The following is a 24,111-nucleotide window of genomic DNA, read 5'->3' as shown; positions in this document are numbered from 1 at the left end:
TTGCGTCAATGCGGTAGGCGTCGATGTTAACACAGCGTCTGTGGCCTTATTAAAACGAGTTTCTGGCTTAACCGCTAGCGTTAGCGAAAATATCGTGGCTTACCGTAATGAAAACGGTTCGTTTAAAAATCGTCAAGCGTTAAAAAAAGTGCCACGCTTAGGTGACAAAGCCTATGAGCAAGCCGCTGGATTTTTACGCATTAGTCATGGCGATAATCCGCTTGATGCATCTGCCGTGCATCCTGAAGCGTATCCTGTGGTTGAAGCGATTCTAGTCGATACCGGCAAATCCATACGCGATATTATTGGTCAAAGTCAGTTTTTACGCCGCTTAGACCCAAGTAAATATGTCAGCGCACAGTTTGGTTTACCGACGGTTAATGACATTTTACAAGAGTTGGAAAAGCCTGGTCGCGACCCAAGACCTGAGTTTAAAAGCGTTGAGTTTACCGCCGGTGTTGAGACCATTAACGATGTTAAACCAGGAATGCGCTTAAGCGGAGTCGTTACGAATGTGGCGAACTTTGGCGCTTTTGTCGATATAGGAGTGCATCAAGATGGACTGGTGCATATTTCGCATTTAGCCGATACGTTTATTAAAGACCCTAGAAACGCTGTTAAAACAGGGCAGGTGGTTACCGTGACGGTATTGTCAGTTGATGCTGAGCGTAAACGTATTGCGTTGTCTATGAAGACGGTGGTAGACCCGTCCGAGGTAGAATTTAAGCAGGCTAAGCCTAATAAAAATACAGTACCTGTGGCTAAACCTAAACCCAGTAACGAACCGGTTAAGACGGGTGCGATGGCAAATGCTTTTGCCAAAGCGTTGAAAAAGTAAACAGAGATAAACAAGCACCAAACAGCAATCCAGTGTATTGCATTGCTGTTTGGTGGTTAGCGCAGACTTACTCGGGCTCTTTCATTTTCACATCACCGTCAATTCTTTCAGTTAATTGCGTTAAACAATCCATGGTGCTTTCTGAAATGTTTGAGTTGGCTTCTGCTAGCGCCTTGCCAGAACCAAAGTCGTTGCGTAATTCTTCTATGGTTTTTTTCGGGTCACCTGATTTAGCGACATTAAGCATTTTGGCATAGTTGCGGTAAGCCGTCATACGTGCTGGGTCAAATGGGAAAAAACCAGGCATATTGTCTGAGCTTAACTTGACTACGCATTTAGCCATGTCTTCTGGGTCAATCGGGTAGTCTTTTAAGTGTTGTTCTTTTTGTAATTGTTGTTCGTGTTTAATATGCTCTAACACGGCTTGTTCAAAATTGTTTTTATCGGCGCATGCTGTGACAAGTCCTACAGCAGTCAACACGATAAGAAGTTTTATATTCATAGATGGATTTCCGTATGGTGGGTATAAAGTACTTTTTATAAATCTTGCATGGCCTGGTTAATCCAGGTTTCTGCTTCTTGGTTAATTTCTTTTGCTTTACGACCTGCGGTTGGAATAGCAGGGCCTATTTTGACTTTGATAACGCCTGGGTATTTTAGAAAGCTATAACGCGCCCAGAAACGCCCGGCATTATGAGCCATTGGAATGACAGGATAACCGGTTTTTTCTGCTAATAACGCACCGCCGGCATTAAATTTTTTCGTTTCACCGGGTGCTGTGCGGGTACCTTCAGGAAACACAATGACCCAGAAACCTTCTGCCAAACGTTCTTGGCCTTGCTTCAATAATTGTGCTAGCGCGGCGCGTTGATTGTTGCGATTAATCGCGATGGGTTTAAGACTAGCCATGGCCCAGCCCCAAAACGGTATTTTTAACAACGATTTTTTTAATAAGTTCGACTGCATAGGTAAAATTTTTCTCAGCGCAATCGTTTCCCAGGCTGACTGGTGCTTACACAAGACTATTGCGGTAGGAATGTTTTTAATATGCTCTAAGCCTTCGATTTCATAGCGTAAACCGCAAATCATTTCGACCTCCCATAGCACCAGCTTAACCCAAATGTTGGCAATTTGGTAACGCGTAGCAAAGGGTAAAAATCCTAGGATAACCACCCAAGGCGTTACCGTTATCGTAGTGATGATGGCGCAGAACAAAAACACTGCCGAGCGTAAATAAACTAAAAGTGTCATGATGGTTATGAAAAAACTTAAAACAACCTGTATAAAAGCAGGTTGTTTACTGATAAAGACTAAGGGTTAGGCTTGTAATTTAGGGCTACCAACTTAAGACGGGACAGGTCATTCAGACCGCAGGACGCCGTAAATACGTCCCTGTAGGCTTGGCGGCAGCATCCCTGCTGCCGACACCTGCTCTCTAAAACGCCCTGTCCCATCTTAAGTGTGTAGCCTAATTTAGCAATATCGGCACAGGTTAAAAATAAGTCTGACAAAAAGCTAAGCAGTGCTAACCGGTTAGCACGTAAGCTTATATCATCGGTCATGACCATGACGTTATCAAAAAAAAGCATCGACTTCGCTGCGTAATGCGGCTAGCCGGTTTAACGTGGCTTGATAATCGCGCTCAGCCAGCAAAGGTTGAATATCGCTAGCCGCTTGCCGTGCGGCGGCTAATAATGCCAGCTCCTCTGCTTGGCTTAATAGGCCAATCTCTGTTGCTGGGGCGGTTTCTGATTTTTTTAAAATATTGCGTATGCGTTTATTGGCAGCCGCTAGGCTTTCGGCTTCAGGGCGTTGGCGGAACGCTTTAACGGCCTGTAAACGTTGCATGAAATCCAGCGGCTCGTGGGCTGATAAGCTCATCACGGACTCAAATTCATCGACGCTATAACCTTTGTCTAAGCAATAGCTTTTTAGGCGGTCAAAAATAAATTCGACCACTTGTGTTTGTGTGGCTTCTTTATCAAAGGCGTGGCTATATTGCGTTAAGGCAAATTGGCAAAGCTCAGGGATATTTAACACTAATTGATTTTCAATCATCGTGCGCAGTGTGCCTAACGCAGCCCGGCGTAATGCGTATGGGTCTTTGTCGCCAGTAGGGATTAAACCCGCGCTGAAAATACCGGTTAATGTATCGATTTTTTCTGCAATCGCTAAAATTTGCCCCATTAAACTAGGTGCTGTTTCGCTACCGGCTTGTTTAGGAAAATATTGCTCTTCCAAGGCCCAAGCCAGCTCAGACGGCAAGCCTTCGGCTAACGCGTAATAGCGTCCCATAATGCCTTGTAAATTGCCGAATTCTCCAACCATGTTGGTTAATAAGTCCGTTTTAGCCAACATCGCAGCGTGCTTAGCTAACTCTGCATCGGCGCCTAAGCGTTCAGCAATATGTGTGGCTAACTGGCTAACGCGTACGCTTTTATCATAAACCGTACCTAGCTTTTCTTGGAACACAATGGTTTTTAGGGTTTCAATGCGGGCTGCTAAAGGCTGCTTTAAATCTTGATTCCAGAAAAACTCGGCGTCAGATAATCTAGGCGTGACTACCCGCTCATTACCTTGGCGAATCGATTCCGGGTTTTTGCTTTCGATATTGCTAAAGGTAATAAAATGCGGCAATAAGCCTCCGTCAGCCTGCTCCACCGGGAAGTATTTTTGGTTGGTTTGCATCGTCGTGATGAGCACTTCTTTGGGCAGCGCTAAAAAACGCGGGTCGAAATTACCGGTAATCGGCACGGGCCACTCGTTAAGCGCGGCGATTTCCTCTAATAAGTCATCTTCAATATGGGCAATACCGCCAACAGCCATCGCCGCTTGCTCAGCTTTAGCGCGAATAATAGTCTTGCGTTGCTCAATATCGGCGATGACCTTACCTTGCTCAAATAACGCCGCCGCGTAATCATGGGGGTGTTTAAGCGTAATCGGGGCAGGGCCATGAAAGCGATGACCCTGCGAGGTGTTGTTAGTGGTTAAGCCTAAAATTTCGGTGTTAATCACTTGTTCGCCAAACAACAATACCGCCCAATGCACAGGCCTGACGAATTCGGTGGCAAAACTACCCCAGCGCATCCGCTTGGCAATCGGTAGTGTGGCAATGGCTTGTCGAATAATGTCGGGAATTAATTGCTCAGTGGCTTGGCCTTTGACGGCTTGGGTAAAGCTTAGCCATTCACCTTTGTCGGTTTTTAAGCGCTGCAATTGCTCGAAAGTTGTGTCACAGCTTTGCGCAAAACCTAGCGCAGCTTTGCTAGGTGAACCATCGGATGCAAACGCCGCTTGAATAGCTGGGCCGCGTTTTTCAATGTTTTTATCCGGTTGCGCTGTGGCTAAGTTTTCAATTAACACCGCTAAACGGCGAGGTGTAGCATAAGCTTGTCCGCTGCTAAAACCTAAATCCGCGTTTTTTTAAGCCCGTCAAAATGCCATCTAACAACGCTTGGCTAAGTTTTACTAAGGTTTTAGGTGGTAGCTCTTCGGAGCCGAGTTCAAATAGTAAATGTTGAGTGTTTGTCACGGGGCGTTGCCTATATTTATTAATGTTGTTTTGTCAGCTTTATAAGTATTGCTAATTAAATAGTCTGTCCATTTAAGTAACGTTGTTATGCCATTAGCTTCTTTGTTTTTTAAATCTTTAAACAATTTTTTAAGCCTTGGGTCATTTTTACAACTTTCAGGCTGGGTAATTTTTTTAAGTTCATTGAACTCTTGCGGAAGATTGTAATGTTCTAAAGAAAGGCCGAGTTGTTTAGCTTCTGCAAGAATCCATTTTTCAAATTTTGGATGGCAAATAAAATAATGATGTTTCGAAGCGATTTTATGCCTATACAAAGTTACTCCGTGTTTTTCTACCAAAACATCAAATTCATTTTTATAGTGCACTTTCCTTTGATCTTTATCTAAAATCCCCACTGCAAAACAATCCGCTAGTTGTCCCTTCATTTTTGTTGTGACAGCTGGTGCTCCTCCTTGTTGGTTATAGCGTTTTTTAGGAGGTATCAATATTTCCATAAGAAGAGCATCAACATTCCCTTCTGGAAGAATATAATTGTCTCTTTCTCGATTGTCCTTAAAGCTTTCTGACATTATATCGACGTAAATCTTTCATAATTAAAGAAAACATCGATGCCGTAATTGTAAACTTCATCGAGTTCATCATCCGTCAAACGATAGACTACCGTCTCACCATTCTTAAAATCAGCCATGTAAAGAGCGACATCATCTCGCTGGTACTCTAAAAAATCATTTAACACATAAGGGCTATGCGTCGCGACGAAGAACTGGTTAGTCTCTGAATCAATGATGTCTTGGGTAATTTGCCTGATATAAGGCGGAAAGCAATGCGCTTCGGGTTCTTCGAAAAGTAAGATTGAGTTCTGGTTTGAGGCAATGGCGGCTTTGTAAAATACAACTCTTTGCAAAGTGTCGGCCATAGAGCTGTAAGGAATTAGAAAAATTTCGTCTTCACTTTTCTGCTTCATGAGTTTTAGTGATTGATTAACAATGTCAAAAACTAACTTGAGACCATAGCTTAAGAAAATATCTGATAAATCTTTTCTTAGTTCTTTATTGGCTTGAATAACGCCGAGTAAATTTACTCCAAAGGGCGGAATAAGATATGAAAGATTTTGTTTTTCTAGCGTTAGATTGGACTGAAATTTATAAAACTTGACATTAGAAAGTCCACTAAAGCCTGCTTCTTCAACAATGTTTAGCCCGTTATCAACATAGAAGAAGCTTTGGGTTGAATCTGTAAAAATGCTTATTTTTAGAGACTTATCGAAAAGCTTTAATGAATCACTTAAATTTTCCAGATTTGAGTCTAAATATTGAATGCGTAAGTTAGGTTCATCAATGTCATTATTAATGCTTAAAGTGATGTAATTTTGTATATCACCTTCAAAAAAAAGCTCAGGACTATTCTCAAATCGAACATATTGGTTAAGCTTTTTGTTTTTATTAAATCTACTATAGCCCAGCCCATATAACCCAATTGCCTCCAAAATATTCGACTTACCCACATTAGGCTTACCAATCAGCAAATTAATACGCTTACAGTCATTTAACGTGACATCTTTAAGCGATTTAAAATTAGTAATGCGAACGGTGTTAAAGAAGTGAGTCATAAGTGTTTTGGTATAAATGGTTAAGCCAATCGTTTCAATTCATTACAAGCATGATGTAATGAAGACGGGGCGTTGTCCGGTAAACCATTTAGGCAAATATCATGTTTTAAGCGATTGACTAATTTGCTGATGTCCTGATTTAGATACTGATTTTTATAGCTAATCAGTTTGCCAGAGCTGTCGGCTCTCGTTTCAATATGCTCAGCTTGTGTTTCAATGTAATAAAACCAAGATTCAATATTGCGTATAGGCACAAACAGCAAAATTTTTTCGTTATCCAATCGCGTAGGCTGATTTAATCTGGCTTTTTCACTATCTAATTTTTCGTCAAATTCCCTTAGCCTTTCTTGGATAGTTTTTTCATCAGCGTCAATCATGACTAACAGTATGATGTTTTCACTCGCAAAACGTCGGTAATCCTTAACGGCGGTGGGGTAGTGTTTTAAAACGCTAGCGTTGTTATGAGCAGATAACTTAATGATTCTTTTATTTTCTGCGCCTAAGGCTTTTGCATAACATCTTAGAAAATCAAATTGAGCCACATCTTCGCATAACACAGTTATTCGATAACCCTTAAGATTAATCGCCATAAATCCAGCCTATCTCAATGAGCTGGGCAAGCGATAAGCCACCCTCGTCTTGTTCTGTGATTTTTTCGTAGCGGGTGTGGTTATCTTTTCTCGAAAACCAATAACCAGAACCTGGCGCTAAGAAATTAATCAGGCTTGGATGATGAGAAATGAGTAAAACCTGTAGATTTCTTTCTATGCATTTGTCGCGCAATTCATTAAGCCAGGGTTGAATTTCGGGTAACGCTAAGAAATTTTCCGGTTCATCAATGCAAATTAATGAGTTCTCAGGAGTACAGTAAACTAAAGCATAGAGTGCAATTAAGGCCTTTTGCCCTTCTGATAGTTCATTAAAATCATAACCATTTGGTATGTTTTTAAAATCTACTACGAGTATTTTTCCGCGTCCGGCTAGCTCAATTCTGAAGTAGTCAAACCCAGGCAAAATATCCACAAGATTTTTTTCAAGCACAGAGACTTGCTTGCGGTATTTTTCGTTTAAATGGGCGAACCAATTGGCAAAATTAGAAAAGTCACTTTCGATAGTAGGGGTTGATTTTTCAATGACTGCGCTCATGCTGTACGGATTAATCCGTACAATAAAAAATTGTTTGCAAGTATGCCAAAAATGGGCTTAATTTGAGACCAGTAACAATGTCAGTGGCTACGCCTGAACGGAATAAAAATGGACGGCTATGATCTCGTAGCACTTCTTCTTTTACATCCAACAATATTTGGTTATTTAAAGACAACGTTTCTGCTACGATTTTTGCGTCGTCATTTGAATAAATACCTAAATTAAACGTCACTGCGTATTGATACAGCTCACCGTTTATCAGGACATCGGTTTCAATTTTAGAATGTACGGGTTCTCGTTGAAGCCAGCGGGTTTTGTCTGAATGGTTAAATACGGTGGCAATTTTTTTTTTCCTCTAGCACCATATCAATGATTTTTTTCAACACTTCAAAAACCGTAGATTTCCCCGACCCATTCCCTCCCAAAAACAAGCTAACATCCTGGTCAAAATGAATCTCAAAATTAACCAAGCACTTGTAATTATGGATGTACAGTCTTTTTAGCATAACAAGATAGCCTTTAGCTGCTTTGGCACATCGGGAAACCTAATGCCTCGCGCCGTGCATAATATGCTTCTGCGACTGCGCGCGATAAGGTGCGTACTCGTAAAATATAACGCTGGCGTTCGGTGACGGAAATGGCATGACGAGCATCGAGTAAGTTAAACGTATGCGAGGCTTTTAACACCATTTCATAAGCCGGTAAGGGCAGACCTAGCTCAATCAGTTTTTGGCATTCTTGTTCGTAAGTATCAAAACATTGGAATAAAAACGCTACGTTAGCGTGCTCAAAGTTAAACGCGGACATTTCGACTTCGTTTTGATGGAAAACATCGCCATAAGTGACCACGCCGTGTGGAGTTCGCGTCCACACTAAATCAAACACACTTTTAACGCCTTGTAAATACATCGCTAAACGCTCTAAGCCGTAAGTGATTTCGCCCGAAACGGGTCGGCATTCTAAACCGCCGACTTGTTGGAAATAAGTAAATTGGGTGACTTCCATGCCGTTTAACCACACTTCCCAGCCTAAGCCCCACGCGCCTAGGGTTGGCGATTCCCAATTATCTTCAACAAAACGTATATCGTGCTCTAATAAATCAAAACCTAGCCGCTCAAGCGAACCTAAATATAAGTCTTGAATGTTGTCAGGCGATGGTTTTAATAAGACTTGGTATTGATAATAGTGTTGTAGCCGGTTGGGATTTTCGCCATAACGACCATCGGTAGGGCGACGCGACGGTTGTACATAGGCCACGCTCCACGGTTCTGGCCCTATGGCGCGTAAAAAAGTGGCGGGGTGAAACGTGCCTGCACCCACTTCTTGATCTAAGGGTTGTAATAAAATACAGCCTTGTTCTGACCAATAAGCTTGTAAGGCAAGAATAAGTCCTTGGAAGGTCGATAAGTCGTAGTAAGTGTTAGTAGACACGGCAGTTGTTATATCGGTAAAAAGTGAATCGAAAATTATAACGTAGTTTAAACCGGTTGGCGTGGCAGTTTTTGCCCGGCAGCAATTCAGAGCATTATCAAAATCTAACATCATGAAATAATGGGCTTTTATTTTACGCACACTCGTTTCTCTTGCTCACCTAGAGTTAGCTAAAGCAAGTGGTCGTGTCTAATCGCCAAAATGCAGCAGGTTAGCTCGCACTGGCAGCAAGGATGCCGTTTTAAAGCATCTCAAGTTTTAATGCTGAGCTATACTTCAAGCGGTCAAGTTTTCGGTTTTGATATAGGTAGGGTGCGCTGTGCGCACCTTTAAAACATCATTAAAAATCAATGAAAAAGGTGCGCGCAGCGCACCCTACAGCAACACAAGATACCGAAAACTTTACCGTTCAGAGTATATATGTACGCGGCTAGATACTGTATTGCTGCAATCCGGCGAATTAAACATACTGACTCACCCAGCGCATAATTTCATTAGTCGTTAAAAGCCCTGATACGCGTCCGACTTCTTGCTCATTCTTAAAGACTAACAATGTCGGTGCGTCATCGACTTTATACAGGCCAGGTATCGCGCGTTCTTGATTCATGTTGACGCGAGTGACGCGCACCCACGGCTCTAAGTGAGAAGCGGCTTGTTGGTATGCAGTTTCCATCGTTTTGCACGTAGGGCAGTCTATTTTCCAAAACATAACGGCAATGGGAATATCGGTATGCGCTAAGATGAGATCGAAATTGCGTGAACTGAGTTTGAATGGGTGGCCAGTAAACATGGCCTGATGGCAGGCTGAACATTTAGGCCGTTGTGAGAGTTGACTATGGCTTATACGGTTAATATCAAGGCAGCGAGGGCAAACAATATGCATAAAAAGGCGATGAGGTCACAAGTGAACGGAAATAAGTTTAACGAAGTTCACAGGTTGGCGCGAGTGTCTATGTTATATTTTTGCGCGGTCACGTTTTTCGGATGCTTTGTCGATGGTGCTAAAAACCAAAACGTGACCGCATAACCACAAATGGCAAAGCTTAACTTATGGAATTAATGATAAATACCGGTAAGTTTGCGCTTGAATTCAGTCGAGATTTGTCTGGAGTCTAGTTTGTTTTTAACCACTCTAGGCGTAATCATCACAACAAGCTCAGTTCTATCATCGTCGTTTTGCGTTTGACCAAATAACGGCCCTATCCAAGGCATGCTGTGTAGCCAAGGTATACCCGATTGGTTATAGGTGCGACTTTCGGTTATTAAACCGCCTAATACGATGGTTTCGCCGTCTTGCACGGCAACCGAGCTTTCGATTTCTTTTTTGGCAATCGTGGCTGAATCAATACCGCTTATCGTCGTTTTTACTGGCGAGCTAACTGATTGGTTAATCAATAAAATTACCATACCGTTGGCATTCACTCTGGGAGTAACTTCCAGCTTAACTCCAGTATCTTTATATTGTATCGAGTTGCTGGCGACTAGATTATTAGTCGATGAAGACGTCACACCCGTTAAACTACTCGACAAAATGGGAATTTGATCACCTACTTCGATAGTGGCTTCTTGATTATTTAATACCATCAGTGACGGTGATGAAATAACATTTAGATTGTTTTTCGCAGCTTCGGAAGTAAGCAAGGCATTGACAATACCTGAGTTATAAATAGCGCTTAAGCCGCCGGTTGCAAAAGCAGCAGCACCCTTGCTGACAACATTCTTTAATTCAGCCGCGCTGAGATTACTGCTAGCGCTAGAGTCTTTATGGTCCAAATACCACTGTATGCCATATTGCAAATCATCTTTTAAGTCTACTGAGACAATCTTGGCTTCGATTAATACTTGCAGCGGCAAAAATATCGAGTTGTTTAATTACCGGCAGAATAATGTCATATTCTCTAGGCGTGGCGACAATGATTAACGCATTATTGGCTTTGTCAGAGATAATTTTCACATCTTCGATATTAGCGACTGTGGCTGTACCGCCGCTACTACGGCTGCTGCTTGAGCGGCTACGGCTGCTGCGTTTACTGCTTAATGACGATGAGCTGCTAGAGGATGAAGATTTAGTGTCACTGCTGCTATTGCTATCGCCTGCCGGTTTGTTACTGATTTCTGAGGCTTTTTTTCCGGCTGCGACTTTGGCGGATTTATCGCTAGGTGCTGCACCGGTAAAGATTTCGTTTAGTGTATCGGCTAGTTCTTCGGCGTCGGCATGTTGCACTTTGTAGACGTTAACACCACCGCCGCCCGTATTGGCTTTATCTAGGCGGGCTATCCAATTTTCTATGTCGTGCAAATAACGGGTTTGATGAGTGATAGCCATAATCGCATTCATACGCTCTATCGGTATAAACCGAAAAAATTCATTTTCATCGTCTTTACCGCCTTTACTGCTAAATACTTCTTCTAACTCTTTAATAATCGTTTCGGGTTCGGTGTGGGTGAGGGGAAATAAACCAAATGACCGGCCTTTTAAGACATCTATGTCGAAGGTGCTAACCATATCCATGACCCTAGCCATTTCGTCGGGGGTACCCGAGGCGATTAAAATGTTACGCGTACCATCGACTTGCAAAATCGTTTTTTCTTGCACTAAGGGTTTAATCAGCTCAACCAAGTCGGTTACTGAGACGTTTTTAATCGGAATGACGCGGGTTTGATAGCCTGGCGCACTGCTGCCGGTGGAGATTTCTGAGGTATATAACGCGTCAGCGGCCGGTTCGATATGGTAAATTTTACCGTCTTTAACCAGTGCGGCGTTATTCATGCGTAACACCATTTCTAATGTAGGCAATAACTCATCTTTAGTGAGTGGTTGTGTGGTGTTAAGCGTGACTTTACCAGCGACTTTAGGGCTTAGCACATAGTTTAAGCCTAAAATATCGCTTAGCACGGCTTTGGCAACTTCGCCTAAGTCAGCGTCATCGAAATTTAGGTTATAAGTGCCTTTTTCATTACTAGTTTGCTTGTGACTAGGCGCAGTCGGAACAAAAACGCTCGTTACCCGGATACAATTCGACTTTTTGTTTAAGCGTTTCGCTGGCATTTGGCTTTTTTTGTAAATCTTTATAAAACTGCTCAGTTTTGGCTTCGGCGCGCGGATTGGTCGGCGGATTTAGCGGTTCTAGCTCAGCGCGTTTGGGTCCCATGTAGTGGCAACTGGATAACGCCAAACCCATTGTAATAATGCATGACGCTGAAGTTAAATATTTAAAATTGTTCATTATCATTGTTCTCAAAAGATTCGTCTGCTGATTCTGGGTCAAATTCCTGTTCAATTTCAGGTGTTGGAATAGGGGCATCAGGTGGTTCTGCTCCGTCAGGTCTACCTTCTTGCAGGGCTTCCTCGCCTGGCTGACGTGGTCTATTTGCTCTTGGCAAATTAGCTTTTTTCTGCGCGAGTTGCTTCGGTTTAGGTTTGCGTAAGTCCAAGATTTTTTCGATACCTTCTTGGGTTAATTTCATTTTTTCTTTAGTAAGCTCAGTGATTTTCCAACCATCTAAGTCATCGCCAACCTTGAGCTTACGAAAGTTATCTTTAGGGACTTTAGTTGTGGTTCTGGCCACAAGCGCAACCAGTTGTTTGTTTGCGGTAAATACGCCATCTAATTGCCAGTCGAATTTAGCATTAACGGTGCTAGCTTGGGTTTGCGTGGCTGCTGTTTCAGGTACCGGCTTGCGTCCTTCTACGAATAGTGGTCGTGTCACCATGTCGTCGAAACTGTCTTCGCTTTGTTTGGTTAAATCAAGGCTTAGGTATTTCGCTGGAAGTGGTTTTTTTATCGGTAACAGCGTGGTTATTGAGTAATGCTTGCTCGGCAAACCTCGCATACACTAGCTCTCCGATAATGATTAATAACAGCAAAGCGCATACAGCGCCTAGCGCGATAATGGCTTTTGTCTTCATTCGCTGGGTTTTCTCATAAAGCTAATGGCTTGAAAATTGACGTTTAAGTCGTTACTAGGCTCGATTTTATGGGTATTAGGATTGCGTTTGCCGCGCATCGGGCGAATATCGATTTGATCAATGATAATAAGCGGTGTCGAGGTTTCGATTTTATAGAGTATCGAGCGCAGCTCTTCGCTGTTACCGGTCATACGAACCCGAACTGTAATGCGGTTAAAATCGTCTTTGCTATTAACCGGTAAGGCTTGGGTACTGCTTAATTCGCCACCAGCATCAACAATGGTTTTTTTTATGAAGTTTTGCATTTCTGCCGATGCTAAGGCATCAGTCTCTTGACTATTAAAATAGCCTTGTTCCTCGTGTTGCTGTTTAATGCTATCAATTTCAGCTAATACCGTGTCTTTTTTAGCTAAGATGCGTTCATATTGTTGCAGCTTAAATAACAGCGAATCTTTGGTTTCTGCTAACGCCATGCTTTTAGAAATTACCGGTACGATGATAAGTAACGCAATGATAGCAACGACCAGCAAAAACAAGCCTAGCGCTATCCAGCGCTGTGGTGGCATCGTCGGTAAGGCGAGCTTAGTTTTCAGTGCTGGCATGGTCTTCTGTTCCTGCTTGTGCTGTCGTATCAACGGTGATTTGGAAGCGTTCTAATTTGGTGACGTTTATTTTGCGTTACGGGTGAGACAAAACGTGCTTTGGAGAACATCTCGGTTTCTTCTAATACACCGATAAGCGTTGATGCCGAGGGCGATTCGCCTTGAATTTGTAGATGTTTATCGGAGTATTGCAAATACGATAACCAGGTGTCGTCTTTAATAACAGCGCTTAATGTATTGAGCATCTCAACGACTTTAGGGGAGGCATTTTTCTCGTCTATGAGTTTTTGGCTTTCATTAACCACTGCATCAATTTCAGATTCTAAGGCTTTGATTTTTTTTGCATCCTTTTCGATTAATTTGATTTTATCGCCGAGTGCGGTAACAGTCTGATATTGCAACCAAACAGGTAAAATCAATGCGGTTAAGCTTAAAACAATTATGCTAGCAATCAATGACGCATGAATAAGCTTGGGTGTTTTTGAGCTTTTTTGTTGTAACCAGTCGGGTAGTAAATTATAGCCGTCTTCAAGCGTATGTAAGTGGTTGGGCGTATTTTGATAATCGGCGATTTGTGGCGCTAGCCCCAGCGCTTTACAGTCTTCATATAAGCCATCTAACACTTCTCGCGGCGTTAATATCAGTAACGCTTTAAGTTGCTCTTGGTCGTGTTGGCTATTGTTATCTTGGATGACGGCAAAATAGACTTGTTCGGGTGTAAACGGTGTATAGCGGTCTAATTCATAGGCGACTACTTGGGTTAAATTTTCTTTAGCCGCTATGGGTAAGTTTAGCGCTTTGCTAATGGCTTCGCGCTCCGATAAGCGTAATATAATGGGGGCTTTACCAAGGCGAGGGTCGTTGGCTAGTTGTTGCTTGGCCTGTTCTATACTGGCCTCGCGTCGCTCTACGTTTGCAATGAGTTCGCCTTCATAGTGACCCTCTTCTTCGGTATTCAGCAAAACATCATGCTAAAATAGCGAATCGCTAGCCCCGCTGGTGTCGAATGAATAACAATAACGCCTTGGTTATCGCTGATTAAACGTTTGATAGGTTTAGGCACTAATAAGCACAGTTCTCTACGCCACCAGCGCAAGAACGTCTTAAAATCCATATCAAGATTAGTGTTTAGGTTCATCATATTCAGGAATTAATAAATCGCTGATGGCGCTTGCGCCTAAGGTTTCGGCAAATAAAGAGTCTTCATTAATCGCATTACGTTGCCATTCTAAGACCCGATATAATTGACCGCTATTAGCTTCGGGACCTGTGGCAATAACGGCATGAATCATTGCAGTAGAGCCGTCATCTAACTGTGCTTCGGCAATAATCGTTAGGGTTTGATTACCCGCAGCCGAGTTTGTTTGGCTGTTATTGGTTTGAGTTCCCCCATTAAAAGGCAGCGGTGGTGGCGGTAAGCCTTGGTTAATATTGTCTGTACGTTCTTTAAAATAAGTGTCTAGCATGTCTTCATCGATGTCGGGCAATACCCGTAAGACTTCTTTAGTGGCCAGCCCGGCATTAACATTCGCTTGGCCAGAGTAAACTGTAATTAACGGTGTTAGCCATTGGTATAATTCAGGCGTCATGCCTAAAACTAGTTGTAATTCACCTAAAGTTTGAAAGGGTTTATTTCTAGGCTTATATTTTAAACCGGCATCTTTGTATTCGTCGGCTTCAGCGCCATCGATATTGAGTAAATCATCTTCATCACGCCAATCCATAATGGCGCTGACAATTTTAGTTTGTTCGTGTTCGTCTTGTATCGGTGAATGTGCTAGCAATGCCGCGAGTAGTTTTTGCTCAGCTTTATTAATGTCGATTTTACCGTTTTCAGAAATCATGCGAATCCTGACTTCTGCATCGTCTTTATTCAGTAAAGACGCATCGGTAATTTGATAAACACTGCCGTCGCGCGCCAACGTTTTTTTTTCATCGGGATTTAACAGCATGAGGCTGGCGATAGTGAGACCTGTTTCAGCTAAGGAATGAGCTTCGGCGCTGTTTTTAACACTGGCAATCACTGCCGATTCGCGCTTGATATTAAGAGCAAAGCTACCGGCCATGATGGTTAATAAACTCAATACCCAAAGCGCTAGCACTAAGGCAAAACCTTGTTGCTGTGTGCTGAGCCGGGTTAGCGTAATCACGTGAGGCTGCATTATTATTGCTCCTCCTCTGAGGGGTCTTCTTCTAGGCCACCTGCGTCACTATCATCTTCACTGCTGTCTTCATCGCTGTTTTCTTCGCTCAATGCGGTGCCATTGTTGTTTGCGGCAATTTTTAGCGCTATCACCATGTCAGGCCAGTATAGGCCGTTTTCTTTGGCGAGGCTGATTTTGATTAACTGCGGTTGCGTGTCTTTATCTAACCATTCAGTTTGCCAGCTTAAATCGCCTTCTTGATCGGCGCCAAAAATAACTCAGTTCAAAGTGGGCAACATGTTTGATGAGTGTGACTTGTTCTTTCGATAAGGTTTCATTATCGCGGCTTGGAAAAAATGGTGTGACGGTGACTTCTATTAAGCTAGGTGTTTGTTCGATGGCATCGGGGTCGGCTTTCAATTCAATCGTAAATAATTGTAAGCCACCGCGTTCGGCACTGGCTGGAAATTCGCCAATAAATTGTAAGGCTTGACTGCGGCCTTGAAAACCAAAGGTTCTTTTTCCGGGTTCGGTAAAGTCATCCCATATAGGCTTAGCTGACGCTAAATGCTGCTGAAAAAAGTTATAAACGACAGCGACTTCATTGACTTCGGCGATTTTAGATTCCCCTTTATCCCAACTTTCTGCCGACGTGCGTAAGGTGCTAAATAACAATAACACCATGACGCTTAACAGTGTCATGGCAATTAACACTTCCATTAAGGTAAAACCATTTGCAGGTCGGCAAGTTAATCGCGGGGATGTCATGCCGATTCTTCTGTACCAAGTTTTAACGTTGATAATTCTAATTGTCGCTCGCCGTCGCCGCCGTCACTCCAGCTCACTGTGACTACGACTTGATACATTAATAGCTTGAGCTGTTTTATATCGACTAAATTAGGGTCAGGTAAATACGGAGTAATCAAAATTCGCCAATGGTAGCGTTCGTTTTCATCTCCTGAGGTTTCACCGGGTTGTATGCGCGTGGCAACACCGACTTGCGTCATCAGAGACTCGGCAATTTGTACCGCAGTGGTATATTCTTCGGCAACGATAGCCGTATTGGTACCGGCAGAAAAAATCTTTAATAAAATCGTTAATGATATGGCTAAAATCGCGAAGGCGATTAGGATTTCCAATAAAGAAAATCCTTGTTGTTTACTGTTCGTCTGCATCGAAATTATCATTGAGTTCAACGCCGCCTGTTAGCCAATTGATGTCTATTTGCTGCTTGGTATTATTTCTTGTCAGGGTGACTCGACCGCCGGTAGACGAGCCATCCCCGTAAAAGCGAATACTGCCTTGGTTTTGTCCGGTTAATTCACTCTGTGCTGTGACTATGGTTAAGCTAATGTCATCAGGTATGTTATAGACGCGTTCGCGATTGCTTAATGTATAGGTGTTTTCTTCTAAATCGAAATCGACGGTTATTTGTTGATGTGCCATTAACGCTTGCCCGCGCGCGTAACGAAAGGCGGAGATAATATCGCGCGCGGCTGCTTTCAATTCAGCAGTATCATTGCCAGAGGAAATGCTAATGCTAATAGCTGAAAATCCTATGATGATAATGACTAAGACGACTAATAATTCAATTAGCGTAAAGCCTTGTTGTTTAGCCCGTGTCATCATAAGACGCTTTCAGCTTATTCCCAGCTAACTAAGTCTTGATCTTCGCCTTCGCCGCCTTCTTTGCCGTCAGCGCCTAGCGAAAATAAGTCAAATTTGCCGTGCTCTCCGGGTGATACATAATGGTATTCTTGTTGCCAAGGGTCTAAAGGCACTTTGGTTTTTTGTAAATAAGGGCCGTTCCAACGTTTTGCGCTATCTGGGGCTTCTACCAAGGCGTTTAGGCCTTCTTCAGTGCTGGGATAATGACCAACATCAAGTTTATACATGTCTAGTGTTGCTGCTAAGTCTTCAATTTGCACTTTGGCCGCTTTGGTTTTTGATTCGCCCATGTGTTTCATGACTTGTGGGCCGACGATACCGGCTAACATTGCAATAATGCCTAAGACCACTAATAATTCGAGTAAGGTAAAACCTGCTTGTGTTTGTTTTTTAATGAATTTCATTGTTGTTTCCATAGTTTTGTAAAGATTAACTAAAAGGCTAAATCGTTAACGCTTAAAATCGCCAACAAGATGGATACGATAATACCTGCGATGACTAAACCCAAGGTAATAATTAACGCCGGTTCTAATAACGCTAGCATTCGCGAAATAGCTACTCTAAGTTGTTTATCATAAATGGTTGCCACTCTAAGTAACATCTCTTCCAGACGTCCGGTTTCTTCGCCCATTTTTATCATTTGCATCGCCATTTTCGGAAATAAACCCTTCTCCAATAGCACGTCCGACATGTGTCGACCTTGCTTTAATTGCTCTTCAGTATCGGCAATTGCAGCGGCAACGACAAGATTATCGACTGTTTCGCGCACAATGACTAACGCCGAAATGATAGACACGCCATTACCCAATAGCGTACCCAAGGTTCGGCTAATATTGGCCGTTTCTTTATTCAACAAAATTTGACCGAATAAAGGCAGTTTTAAAAAAACGCCCGTCCCAGATTTTTTTCCGGATTGGGTCGGCAAGCTGGTATTTCATATAGCTAGAAATACCGACAATGAATAATAGCAATACCCACCAGTAGCTTTGTAACCATTCGGCTGCTGCAACCACGATTTGCGTTGATACCGGCAAAGCTTTACCGGCGCTGGCAAACATTTCCGAGAATTGCGGTACGACAAACGTCAGCATGATAAATACGGATACCAGCGACATGCCTAGCAAAATCGAAGGATAAATCAGTGCGGTACTGACGGTATCTTTTAATTCTTGCGAACTTTCTAAATATTCAGATAAGCGTGATAGCACTTCACCTAAACCACCACCGGCTTCACCGGCGCGTATCATGTTTAAATAAAATTTAGTAAACACGCCTGCTTGTAATTCCAACGCATCGGCGAGGGATGAGCCGCTTTTGACTTTTTTCTAACACTTTAGCGATTAATTTCGTTAAGCGCTCGTTGTCTTCGGTTAACTCCATTAACACTAATAACGATTTATCCAGAGGTAACCCGGAGTCTAATAACGTGGCGAGTTCTGAGGTAAATAAGCCAATTTCTTTTTGCGTTAATCGGTTTTGGTTATTACTCGATAAGCTAAACAATGACTTCGCACGTGCACTCGTCACTTTGATAGGGATATAACCTTCGCTTTGTAAGGCTTTGATAAGCTGGGTTTCATCGCCAGCTTCTCTTACGCCTTCTTCAGTTTCGCCTGCTGTGTTAACCGCTTTGTAGGAATATAACGCCATATTATTCTGAGGTGACTCGCATGACTTCTTCTAAGGTAGTTGAGCCTTCTATGACCTTGGTTAAACCATTTTCAAACAAGGTTTGCATCCCTTCGGCGATGGCTAATTTTTCAATCGCGCCGGCTTCTTCATGCGCCATAATGAGTTTACGGATAGGGTCGGTCATTGGTAAAAACTCGATAATCGCCATACGACCACGATACCCGGTGTTATTACAGGCTGGGCAGCCTTGCGCTTGCTGTAACACAATGTCGCCGTCAGGGACAAAGCGTCGTAATCTTAGTTCATTAATTAATTGCTCGCTGGCCGGTTGGCTTTGTTTACAAACTCCGCATAACTTTCTAACTAAGCGTTGCGCTAAAATGCCATTAACGGTGGACGTTAATAAATACTCTTCTAAACCCATGTCTAATAGCCGTGTCACGCCACCGGCAGCATCGTTAGTATGCAAGGTCGATAACACTAAATGTCCAGTGAGTGCAGATTGCACGGCGATTCTGGCGGTTTCTAAGTCACGCATCTCACCAATCATAATGACATCAGGGTCTTGCCTAACAATGGAGCGTAAAGCGGCAGAAAAGGTTAAACCGATTTGGGGTTTAGCTTGAATCTGATTAATACCTTCCATTTGATATTCGACCGGGTCTTCGACGGTGAGAATTTTGCGTGAAGACGTGTTTAAGCGTTTTAATGCCGCGTACATGGTCGTTGATTTACCGCTACCGGTAGGGCCTGTAATAAGGATAATGCCATGCGGTAAGGCCAATATGTCTAAAAAGCGTTGTAAATGCATACCGGCAAAGCTAGGGCTGCAAAGTCTAATACGGTATTTTCTTTATCTAATAAACGAATAACCACGCTTTCGCCGTACATTGTGGGAATGGTTGACACCCGCAAATCCAATTCTTTGCCTAACATCTGCACTTTAATCCGGCCATCTTGCGGTAGACGACGTTCGGCGATATTAAGCTTGGCCATGATTTTTATCCGCGAAATAACCGCAGCTGTTGATTTAACAGGCGGCGCGTCGATTTCCTGTAATACGCCGTCTATGCGTAGACGTACCTTTAAGGATTGTTCAAATGGCTCGATATGAATATCTGATGCTTTTGTCTCTATCGCACGCTGCATAATGAGGTTAACCATCTTAATGACTGGTGCTTCGCTAGCTAAGTCTTTTAAATGCTCTAAGTCTTCCTCACCGGCATCGTCCATCGACAAATTATCGACGATTTGATCCATTTGCGAACGACCTTCGCCGTATTGTACTTCTAGGGCGGTATCGATTTCAGAGAGCAGACCGACTTTAGCAATAATGGTTTTGCCGGTCGCTAGTTTTAACGCGTCTAAGACAAATTGGTCTTCAGGATCCATCATCGTGACGCTAATTTCGTTATCGTGCTGGGCTAACCCGATGATATGGAATTGTTTTAAAAAGCGTAGTGAGATGGATTGTGGCAGTTGCGGTTCTAGCGGATATTGATCTGAGGTGATTCTTTCATAGTGGCCTGATTCGACAAAAGCATCGGCAACATCACTTTCCGAGCACAGACCTAATTTAACGAGTAAATGCGGTAAATTTTCGCCCATTGAGCCTTTTTTTTACCCGTTCGACTTTTTTTTTAATTCCGAAGCTGAGAGTTTACCCTTGTCTTGCAAGGTCTTAAGCAGTAATTCGTAGGCCATTATCAGTGTTATCTGCGAGTGTCGTAAGTTCGGTTGGGTGGGTTACCTGTTTGTTGTTGGATTCTATCATAAAAAAGCGATTAAAACGGTTGCAGCATGCTATCCTTATCAGCGCTCATTAAAAATTGGGATTACCAACGTAAAGCGGTACAGAGATGTGGTCTGTTACGCCTTGGACGACCCGGAATCTACCCGAATCGTTCCCGCTCTGGCGTGGGAATGCAGCTCGCGACGCTCCAGCGTTGCGTGGTGAAGGGCCGCTGGAGCGGCCAAGGCGGCATTCCCACGCCAGAGCGTGGGAACGATCAAAAGTAAGGCGGGACACGGCATTGTCCCGTCTAAAGTGCATAGCCAAAACAAAGTGCTCTACACACGTTTTATAATCTATTGAAAATAAAAGGTTAGTAACTTGTGTAGAGTCTGAGTTTAGCAGGAACGCTCTGATTTAACATCGTCGTCGAAGTCGTCGATAGCTTCGTTTTGACGGGTCAGAGCATACCAGTCGAAATGTCGAGTCGTTAGCATTAATACCGATAATAAGGCAAATGTGAGCAGGCTACCCATTAACAATGCATTATTTTCGGATTGTAAAATCACATACAACACGGCGTATAACACCGCCAAACTAACGCCTAATAACAAGCCGAGTTTCACGCTTTTTAAAATCGCGCCAAAATAGCAAGTTAATAGCAAGGTACACGCGCTAGCGCCAATACCATACGCATACTTGAACGCAACTTGTTCAGACCAGGCGATGAGCAAGAGGTAAAACATTAATAAAGCCATGCCGACTAACGTGTATTGCACAGGGTGTATGCGTAGCTTTTTTAATAATTCAAATAAGATTAGCGCAGTGAATGTTAATACGATAAATAATTCAGCATATTTCACACATCGCTCGGCTTGCTGATAAATATCAACCGGTTGGACTAGTTCAAAACCGACTGACGCGCTTAGCAGGTTAGCGCAACTGCTGGTTTCACAGTCTGCTATGATCGTTTCAGTATTAAAAGAAAACGATGATGAACGCCAAGTTGCTTGAAATCCTTGTGCTTGAATATCATGGCTGACCGGTAGTATTGTGCCAATAAAGCTAGGATGCGGCCAATCGGCCGAGGCTTTAATCTCAGCATTTTGCGCTAACGGTGCGAATTTCAATGCTTTCATGCCAAATAAGTCGAGTTCGAAACTAAATACCAGCTTTGTAGCTTCAGCGGTACTCGGCATAGGCAATTTAACATGCATCCCTTGTTCTAAATCTTTAAGCCCGGCTGAAGGTTGAAACGGTAGAGTTTGGTCTTGCCATTTTAGTTCACCGGGTGAATTTATCCCGCGTTGATCTTGCACGGCGAGCGTTAGGATAGGCGTACCCCATTGAATCGTTTTGTCTTTGTATTTTTGGCTTTCATCCAATATGGCTTGGCTGTTGAATTCGCCATTTAAGCGAATATGACTGCTATAAACCGGAATGCCATAAATGCCTCGGTAGCGAATATCATGTTTAACTTCAGTATTAATCGTTAACTGGCTAGGGCTAATGATTAATTTTTCGTAATCAACGACTTCTTTGACGACGGACACCACTTTTTGGCTGCTGGTGTCGGTGATGGTTTCTACGCGGTTGTAAATAAGCTTGTAAGGTAATACTAACAACGGCGCTGCTACAGTTTGCTCACCCGGCCAGCTTTGTTCAATCGCGTTATACGCTTGCTGCCTAAAATATTGGCGTTCGGAGACCAAGCCAGAGATAAAAGACTTGGCGACTAATAAGGCGAATATCAGCGCCAGAATGGCGATGAGCTTAAGGTAAAATCGGTATTTCATAACAAATCTCCTAAGTAAGTAGAGTAGCTACTTTACTAAGCTGTTATGCAAATGCCGTGGTGAAGATTTGGAAATGTTGTTATGAAATGTGGAGGATTTGTGCAGAGAGGGTAGAGGTTTTCATCGATTAACGTGCAAGGTAAAAATGCTATGCGTTATAACCGTAGAAACGCTGAACAGAGGTTGCCGTGCAAGGTCTGCACAGGCAACGCTCCGGTTTCAGACAAATCTATAGTCGTCCCATTTAAATACATGCGCCAACGTATTTCATATTCAGGGTTTTGTCATAGCGTTTGCATACAACATCGTTTTGGCTTCTAAGCGTTAAATTGACGTAAATATGACCGGGTAGATTATGCTTAGTCGCATTTGCTGCCGGAATAATCGCGTCTAATAAGCTAGTCTCAGCTGTTTTTGTTGATTCAATACTATCTTCAGTAACAGCAATCGCTACATTATATAGCTGCTTTAACGCCGTTTGATTGATTGGGGTATCATCGCTTATAACGCTTGTTTCATTAGCTTGTGGGTGGTTAACGACAAGGCGGCCATCGGCAAGCACACGCATATCGACTAAATCATTTTTTTCTGTTAATGCGCTCGCAGGCAAAGTAATCGTTGGTTTAGGCGAGTTGATTAATAAAAAACCGATTACTAACACTAAGACAAGCTCGATAATAATATGGTGCTTAGATGAGATGCAGTTGGTTAATGTCGTGATGTTCATAGTTCCTCCTTCCTTCTTTTGTTGTTAGCGATTAAATAGCCAGTTTTATTTGAGTAAACAAGGTAGTTTCTGGGGCAAAATAGTTTTCATTGGTATTGCTGAGGCTGGAGTTGATGTCTTGATATAAAAAATGACTATTAAATAAGTTTTTTACGCCAAAACTCAACATACCATAGCGACGTGGTAAGCGATAATTCAGGTTTAAATCAACTAAATAAAACTCACTATCTCCCGGTGCTAAACCGCCTCCGAGTACAAATTTACCGAATTGTTTAACATAGGTTTGTCTTAGCATTAACCCAAAACCGGATGGATGCAGTACATGTAAGGTGATTGGTAGCCAATGAGTTGTTACGCCATAATTGATTTTGCCGTTAGTAAATGATTGGTAATCTTGGCGATTGAATTGCTCGTAGAAATATTCGGCACTTAGAGCTATTACGTCATTAGGTGTGAGATACAGATAGGCTTTGCCGACATGCTCTTGCCAAGCTAGGGGCGTTGATATGCCGCGTGGTACATCTAGCTCGCGTTCACTGTATTCAATGCCGCCAGCGATATTTTTGTTAAATCGATAGTCGAAACCAGCGCCATAGCGCCAAGCTATCGTGCCATTATCATCATCAAAGAATTGATTAAACCCAGCGACTTGTGTTGGTTCAAGCGTTTGATTTGCAGTACGAGTGATATTGAGAGTACGGAAAGCAGCTGCGCGTATAGTCGCGTTAGGTAATGGTTTCCAAACTATGCCGAATTTCGGGTTAACGGGTTGTCTTACAAGGTCTCCTGGGATTAGTTGAACCCCGTTGCCTTCATCTTCATTTTTTTCGTGATTTACCTGCCAATAGTCGTAGCTTAAACCTAATGTTATAGCTAAATGGCTAGCTTGTTGCAGAGTTGAATAAAGATAAAAGTTGGCACGCGTAGCATCAGGTCTATCAGGTGGCGGATTGTCAAAAGTTAAGCCTAAAAGTGATAACTTGTCGTTTCTCGTAATCGATTCATCGATATAGCCAGCGCCTGTGACTATGTTAATAGTTTCGCCCTGATAAATGTGTTGTAACTCCGAGATGCTGCCGTCTCTTGCTTGACTTGATGCTCTTTCAATATCGCCAAATAACAAGTCATTTTCTGTGCTATCTACACTTTGATAAATAAACGAGCCTAATAAAGATGAGGCAGTGTTAAACGCATAACGCCCGCCTAAGCGATATGATGTAATGTCGGTATGCTCTTGATAAAAAGACGAAAAATTTTCCGGAAAAAAAAAAGGTATCGATAAGTCGCCGTTGTCTCGTGTTTCATAGCGATATTCAAATTGTAAATTGAGCGAATCGCTGATAT

At 42.8% G+C, this 24,111-nt stretch carries 27 protein-coding genes and 4 pseudogenes; 1 reads left to right on the top strand and 30 read right to left on the bottom strand.

Translation table 11 applies throughout. The annotated features are described in order from the left end of the window. On the top strand, positions 1-838 hold an 838-nt coding region (locus VZ94_RS10070; protein ID WP_045779130.1), incomplete at its 5' end, for a helix-hairpin-helix domain-containing protein. A 67-nt stretch (positions 839-905) separates the two neighbouring features. On the opposite strand, the gene VZ94_RS10065 is transcribed toward VZ94_RS10070, so the two are convergent. From VZ94_RS10065 to VZ94_RS25905, 30 genes and pseudogenes are all read right to left on the bottom strand, one after another. Beyond that, a complete protein-coding gene (locus tag VZ94_RS10065; RefSeq protein WP_045779129.1) occupies positions 906-1,340 on the bottom strand; it encodes a hypothetical protein in 435 nt (144 codons plus the stop codon). 35 nt (positions 1,341-1,375) lie between these two features. After that, entirely contained in the window at positions 1,376-2,089 is a 714-nt protein-coding gene (locus tag VZ94_RS10060; protein ID WP_045779128.1) for a lysophospholipid acyltransferase family protein, read from the bottom strand. A gap of 218 nt (positions 2,090-2,307) precedes the next feature. Further along, a pseudogene (gene glyS, locus VZ94_RS10055) lies at positions 2,308-4,370 on the bottom strand (glycine--tRNA ligase subunit beta); the annotation flags it as partial. Continuing rightward, positions 4,367-4,939 (bottom strand): hypothetical protein, encoded by a 573-nt coding sequence (locus VZ94_RS10050; RefSeq protein ID WP_045779127.1) that lies wholly within the window; start codon positions 4,937-4,939, stop codon positions 4,367-4,369. The pseudogene glyS and the gene VZ94_RS10050, both read right to left, overlap by 4 nt. Then, positions 4,939-5,979 (bottom strand): AAA family ATPase, encoded by a 1,041-nt coding sequence (locus tag VZ94_RS24380; RefSeq protein WP_082081533.1) that lies wholly within the window; start codon positions 5,977-5,979, stop codon positions 4,939-4,941. The genes VZ94_RS10050 and VZ94_RS24380 overlap by 1 nt, the downstream gene beginning before the upstream one ends. A 20-nt stretch (positions 5,980-5,999) precedes the next feature. Then, complete coding sequence (locus tag VZ94_RS10040) at positions 6,000-6,569, bottom strand: hypothetical protein (RefSeq protein WP_045779126.1); 570 nt, start codon at positions 6,567-6,569, stop codon at positions 6,000-6,002. Next, positions 6,559-7,125 carry an AAA family ATPase gene (locus tag VZ94_RS10035; protein WP_052700415.1) on the bottom strand — a complete coding sequence of 189 codons (567 nt, stop codon included), beginning with the start codon at positions 7,123-7,125 and terminating at the stop codon, positions 6,559-6,561. Before VZ94_RS10035 ends, VZ94_RS10040 begins: the two co-directional genes overlap by 11 nt. A gap of 326 nt (positions 7,126-7,451) precedes the next feature. Continuing rightward, entirely contained in the window at positions 7,452-7,631 is a 180-nt protein-coding gene (locus VZ94_RS32730) for an AAA family ATPase (protein ID WP_045779124.1), read from the bottom strand. Positions 7,632-7,644: 13 nt separating this feature from the next. Continuing rightward, positions 7,645-8,697, bottom strand: coding sequence for a glycine--tRNA ligase subunit alpha (glyQ, locus tag VZ94_RS10020; protein WP_239649818.1), 1,053 nt, complete (start codon positions 8,695-8,697; stop codon positions 7,645-7,647). A gap of 319 nt (positions 8,698-9,016) precedes the next feature. Then, positions 9,017-9,346, bottom strand: a complete 330-nt coding sequence (locus VZ94_RS10015) for a thioredoxin family protein (protein ID WP_052700414.1) — start codon at positions 9,344-9,346, stop codon at positions 9,017-9,019. Positions 9,347-9,361: 15 nt separating this feature from the next. Further along, positions 9,362-9,439, bottom strand: a pseudogene (locus VZ94_RS32725) (thiol reductase thioredoxin); the annotation flags it as partial. A gap of 173 nt (positions 9,440-9,612) precedes the next feature. Beyond that, on the bottom strand, positions 9,613-10,410 hold the full coding sequence (locus tag VZ94_RS28710; RefSeq protein WP_239649817.1) for a type II secretion system protein GspD: 798 nt from the start codon (positions 10,408-10,410) through the stop codon (positions 9,613-9,615). Next, positions 10,355-11,605 (bottom strand): secretin N-terminal domain-containing protein, encoded by a 1,251-nt coding sequence (locus VZ94_RS28705; protein WP_239649816.1) that lies wholly within the window; start codon positions 11,603-11,605, stop codon positions 10,355-10,357. The genes VZ94_RS28710 and VZ94_RS28705 overlap by 56 nt, the downstream gene beginning before the upstream one ends. Then, on the bottom strand, positions 11,532-11,783 hold the full coding sequence (locus VZ94_RS28700) for a hypothetical protein (RefSeq protein ID WP_239649815.1): 252 nt from the start codon (positions 11,781-11,783) through the stop codon (positions 11,532-11,534). The genes VZ94_RS28705 and VZ94_RS28700 overlap by 74 nt, the downstream gene beginning before the upstream one ends. Next, positions 11,770-12,270, bottom strand: coding sequence for a hypothetical protein (locus VZ94_RS10005; protein WP_045779122.1), 501 nt, complete (start codon positions 12,268-12,270; stop codon positions 11,770-11,772). The genes VZ94_RS28700 and VZ94_RS10005 overlap by 14 nt, the downstream gene beginning before the upstream one ends. Positions 12,271-12,304: 34 nt before the next feature. Beyond that, positions 12,305-12,466 carry a hypothetical protein gene (locus VZ94_RS25910; protein WP_157844896.1) on the bottom strand — a complete coding sequence of 54 codons (162 nt, stop codon included), beginning with the start codon at positions 12,464-12,466 and terminating at the stop codon, positions 12,305-12,307. Then, positions 12,463-13,068: a type II secretion system protein GspM gene (gspM, locus tag VZ94_RS10000; RefSeq protein WP_239649814.1), complete on the bottom strand. Its 606-nt coding sequence runs from the start codon at positions 13,066-13,068 to the stop codon at positions 12,463-12,465. Before gspM ends, VZ94_RS25910 begins: the two co-directional genes overlap by 4 nt. A gap of 29 nt (positions 13,069-13,097) precedes the next feature. Beyond that, entirely contained in the window at positions 13,098-14,030 is a 933-nt protein-coding gene (locus tag VZ94_RS09995; RefSeq protein WP_052700412.1) for a PilN domain-containing protein, read from the bottom strand. Continuing rightward, positions 14,024-14,209: a hypothetical protein gene (locus VZ94_RS28695; RefSeq protein WP_052700411.1), complete on the bottom strand. Its 186-nt coding sequence runs from the start codon at positions 14,207-14,209 to the stop codon at positions 14,024-14,026. Before VZ94_RS28695 ends, VZ94_RS09995 begins: the two co-directional genes overlap by 7 nt. Further along, entirely contained in the window at positions 14,190-15,230 is a 1,041-nt protein-coding gene (locus tag VZ94_RS09990; protein ID WP_045779121.1) for a type II secretion system minor pseudopilin, read from the bottom strand. The genes VZ94_RS28695 and VZ94_RS09990 overlap by 20 nt, the downstream gene beginning before the upstream one ends. Positions 15,231-15,232: 2 nt before the next feature. Continuing rightward, positions 15,233-15,367, bottom strand: a complete 135-nt coding sequence (locus VZ94_RS30590; RefSeq protein ID WP_275575197.1) for a hypothetical protein — start codon at positions 15,365-15,367, stop codon at positions 15,233-15,235. A gap of 76 nt (positions 15,368-15,443) precedes the next feature. Beyond that, positions 15,444-15,980, bottom strand: a complete 537-nt coding sequence (locus VZ94_RS09985) for a PulJ/GspJ family protein (protein ID WP_052700410.1) — start codon at positions 15,978-15,980, stop codon at positions 15,444-15,446. Continuing rightward, entirely contained in the window at positions 15,977-16,387 is a 411-nt protein-coding gene (locus VZ94_RS09980) for a type IV pilus modification PilV family protein (protein ID WP_052700409.1), read from the bottom strand. Before VZ94_RS09980 ends, VZ94_RS09985 begins: the two co-directional genes overlap by 4 nt. Next, on the bottom strand, positions 16,371-16,841 hold the full coding sequence (locus VZ94_RS09975) for a GspH/FimT family protein (RefSeq protein WP_045779119.1): 471 nt from the start codon (positions 16,839-16,841) through the stop codon (positions 16,371-16,373). Before VZ94_RS09975 ends, VZ94_RS09980 begins: the two co-directional genes overlap by 17 nt. Positions 16,842-16,855: 14 nt before the next feature. Next, positions 16,856-17,284, bottom strand: coding sequence for a type II secretion system major pseudopilin GspG (gspG, locus tag VZ94_RS09970; RefSeq protein ID WP_045779118.1), 429 nt, complete (start codon positions 17,282-17,284; stop codon positions 16,856-16,858). 29 nt (positions 17,285-17,313) lie between these two features. Beyond that, positions 17,314-18,530: pseudogene (locus VZ94_RS09965) on the bottom strand (type II secretion system F family protein). A gap of 1 nt (position 18,531) precedes the next feature. Continuing rightward, positions 18,532-20,216: pseudogene (gene gspE, locus VZ94_RS09960) on the bottom strand (type II secretion system ATPase GspE). A 426-nt stretch (positions 20,217-20,642) separates the two neighbouring features. Then, on the bottom strand, positions 20,643-22,040 hold the full coding sequence (gene creD / locus VZ94_RS09955) for a cell envelope integrity protein CreD (RefSeq protein WP_045779117.1): 1,398 nt from the start codon (positions 22,038-22,040) through the stop codon (positions 20,643-20,645). A 244-nt stretch (positions 22,041-22,284) separates the two neighbouring features. Further along, positions 22,285-22,767, bottom strand: a complete 483-nt coding sequence (locus VZ94_RS09950; protein ID WP_045779116.1) for a hypothetical protein — start codon at positions 22,765-22,767, stop codon at positions 22,285-22,287. Between the two features lie 31 nt (positions 22,768-22,798). Then, a partial coding sequence (locus tag VZ94_RS25905; RefSeq protein ID WP_045779115.1) for a TonB-dependent receptor occupies positions 22,799-24,111 on the bottom strand: 1,313 nt, incomplete at its 5' end.

It is taken from the genome of Methylocucumis oryzae (assembly GCF_000963695.1).
In the GTDB taxonomy this organism is placed as follows: Bacteria; Pseudomonadota; Gammaproteobacteria; order Methylococcales; family Methylomonadaceae; genus Methylovulum; species Methylovulum oryzae.
This window is presented reverse-complemented; position numbering and strand designations above follow the sequence as displayed.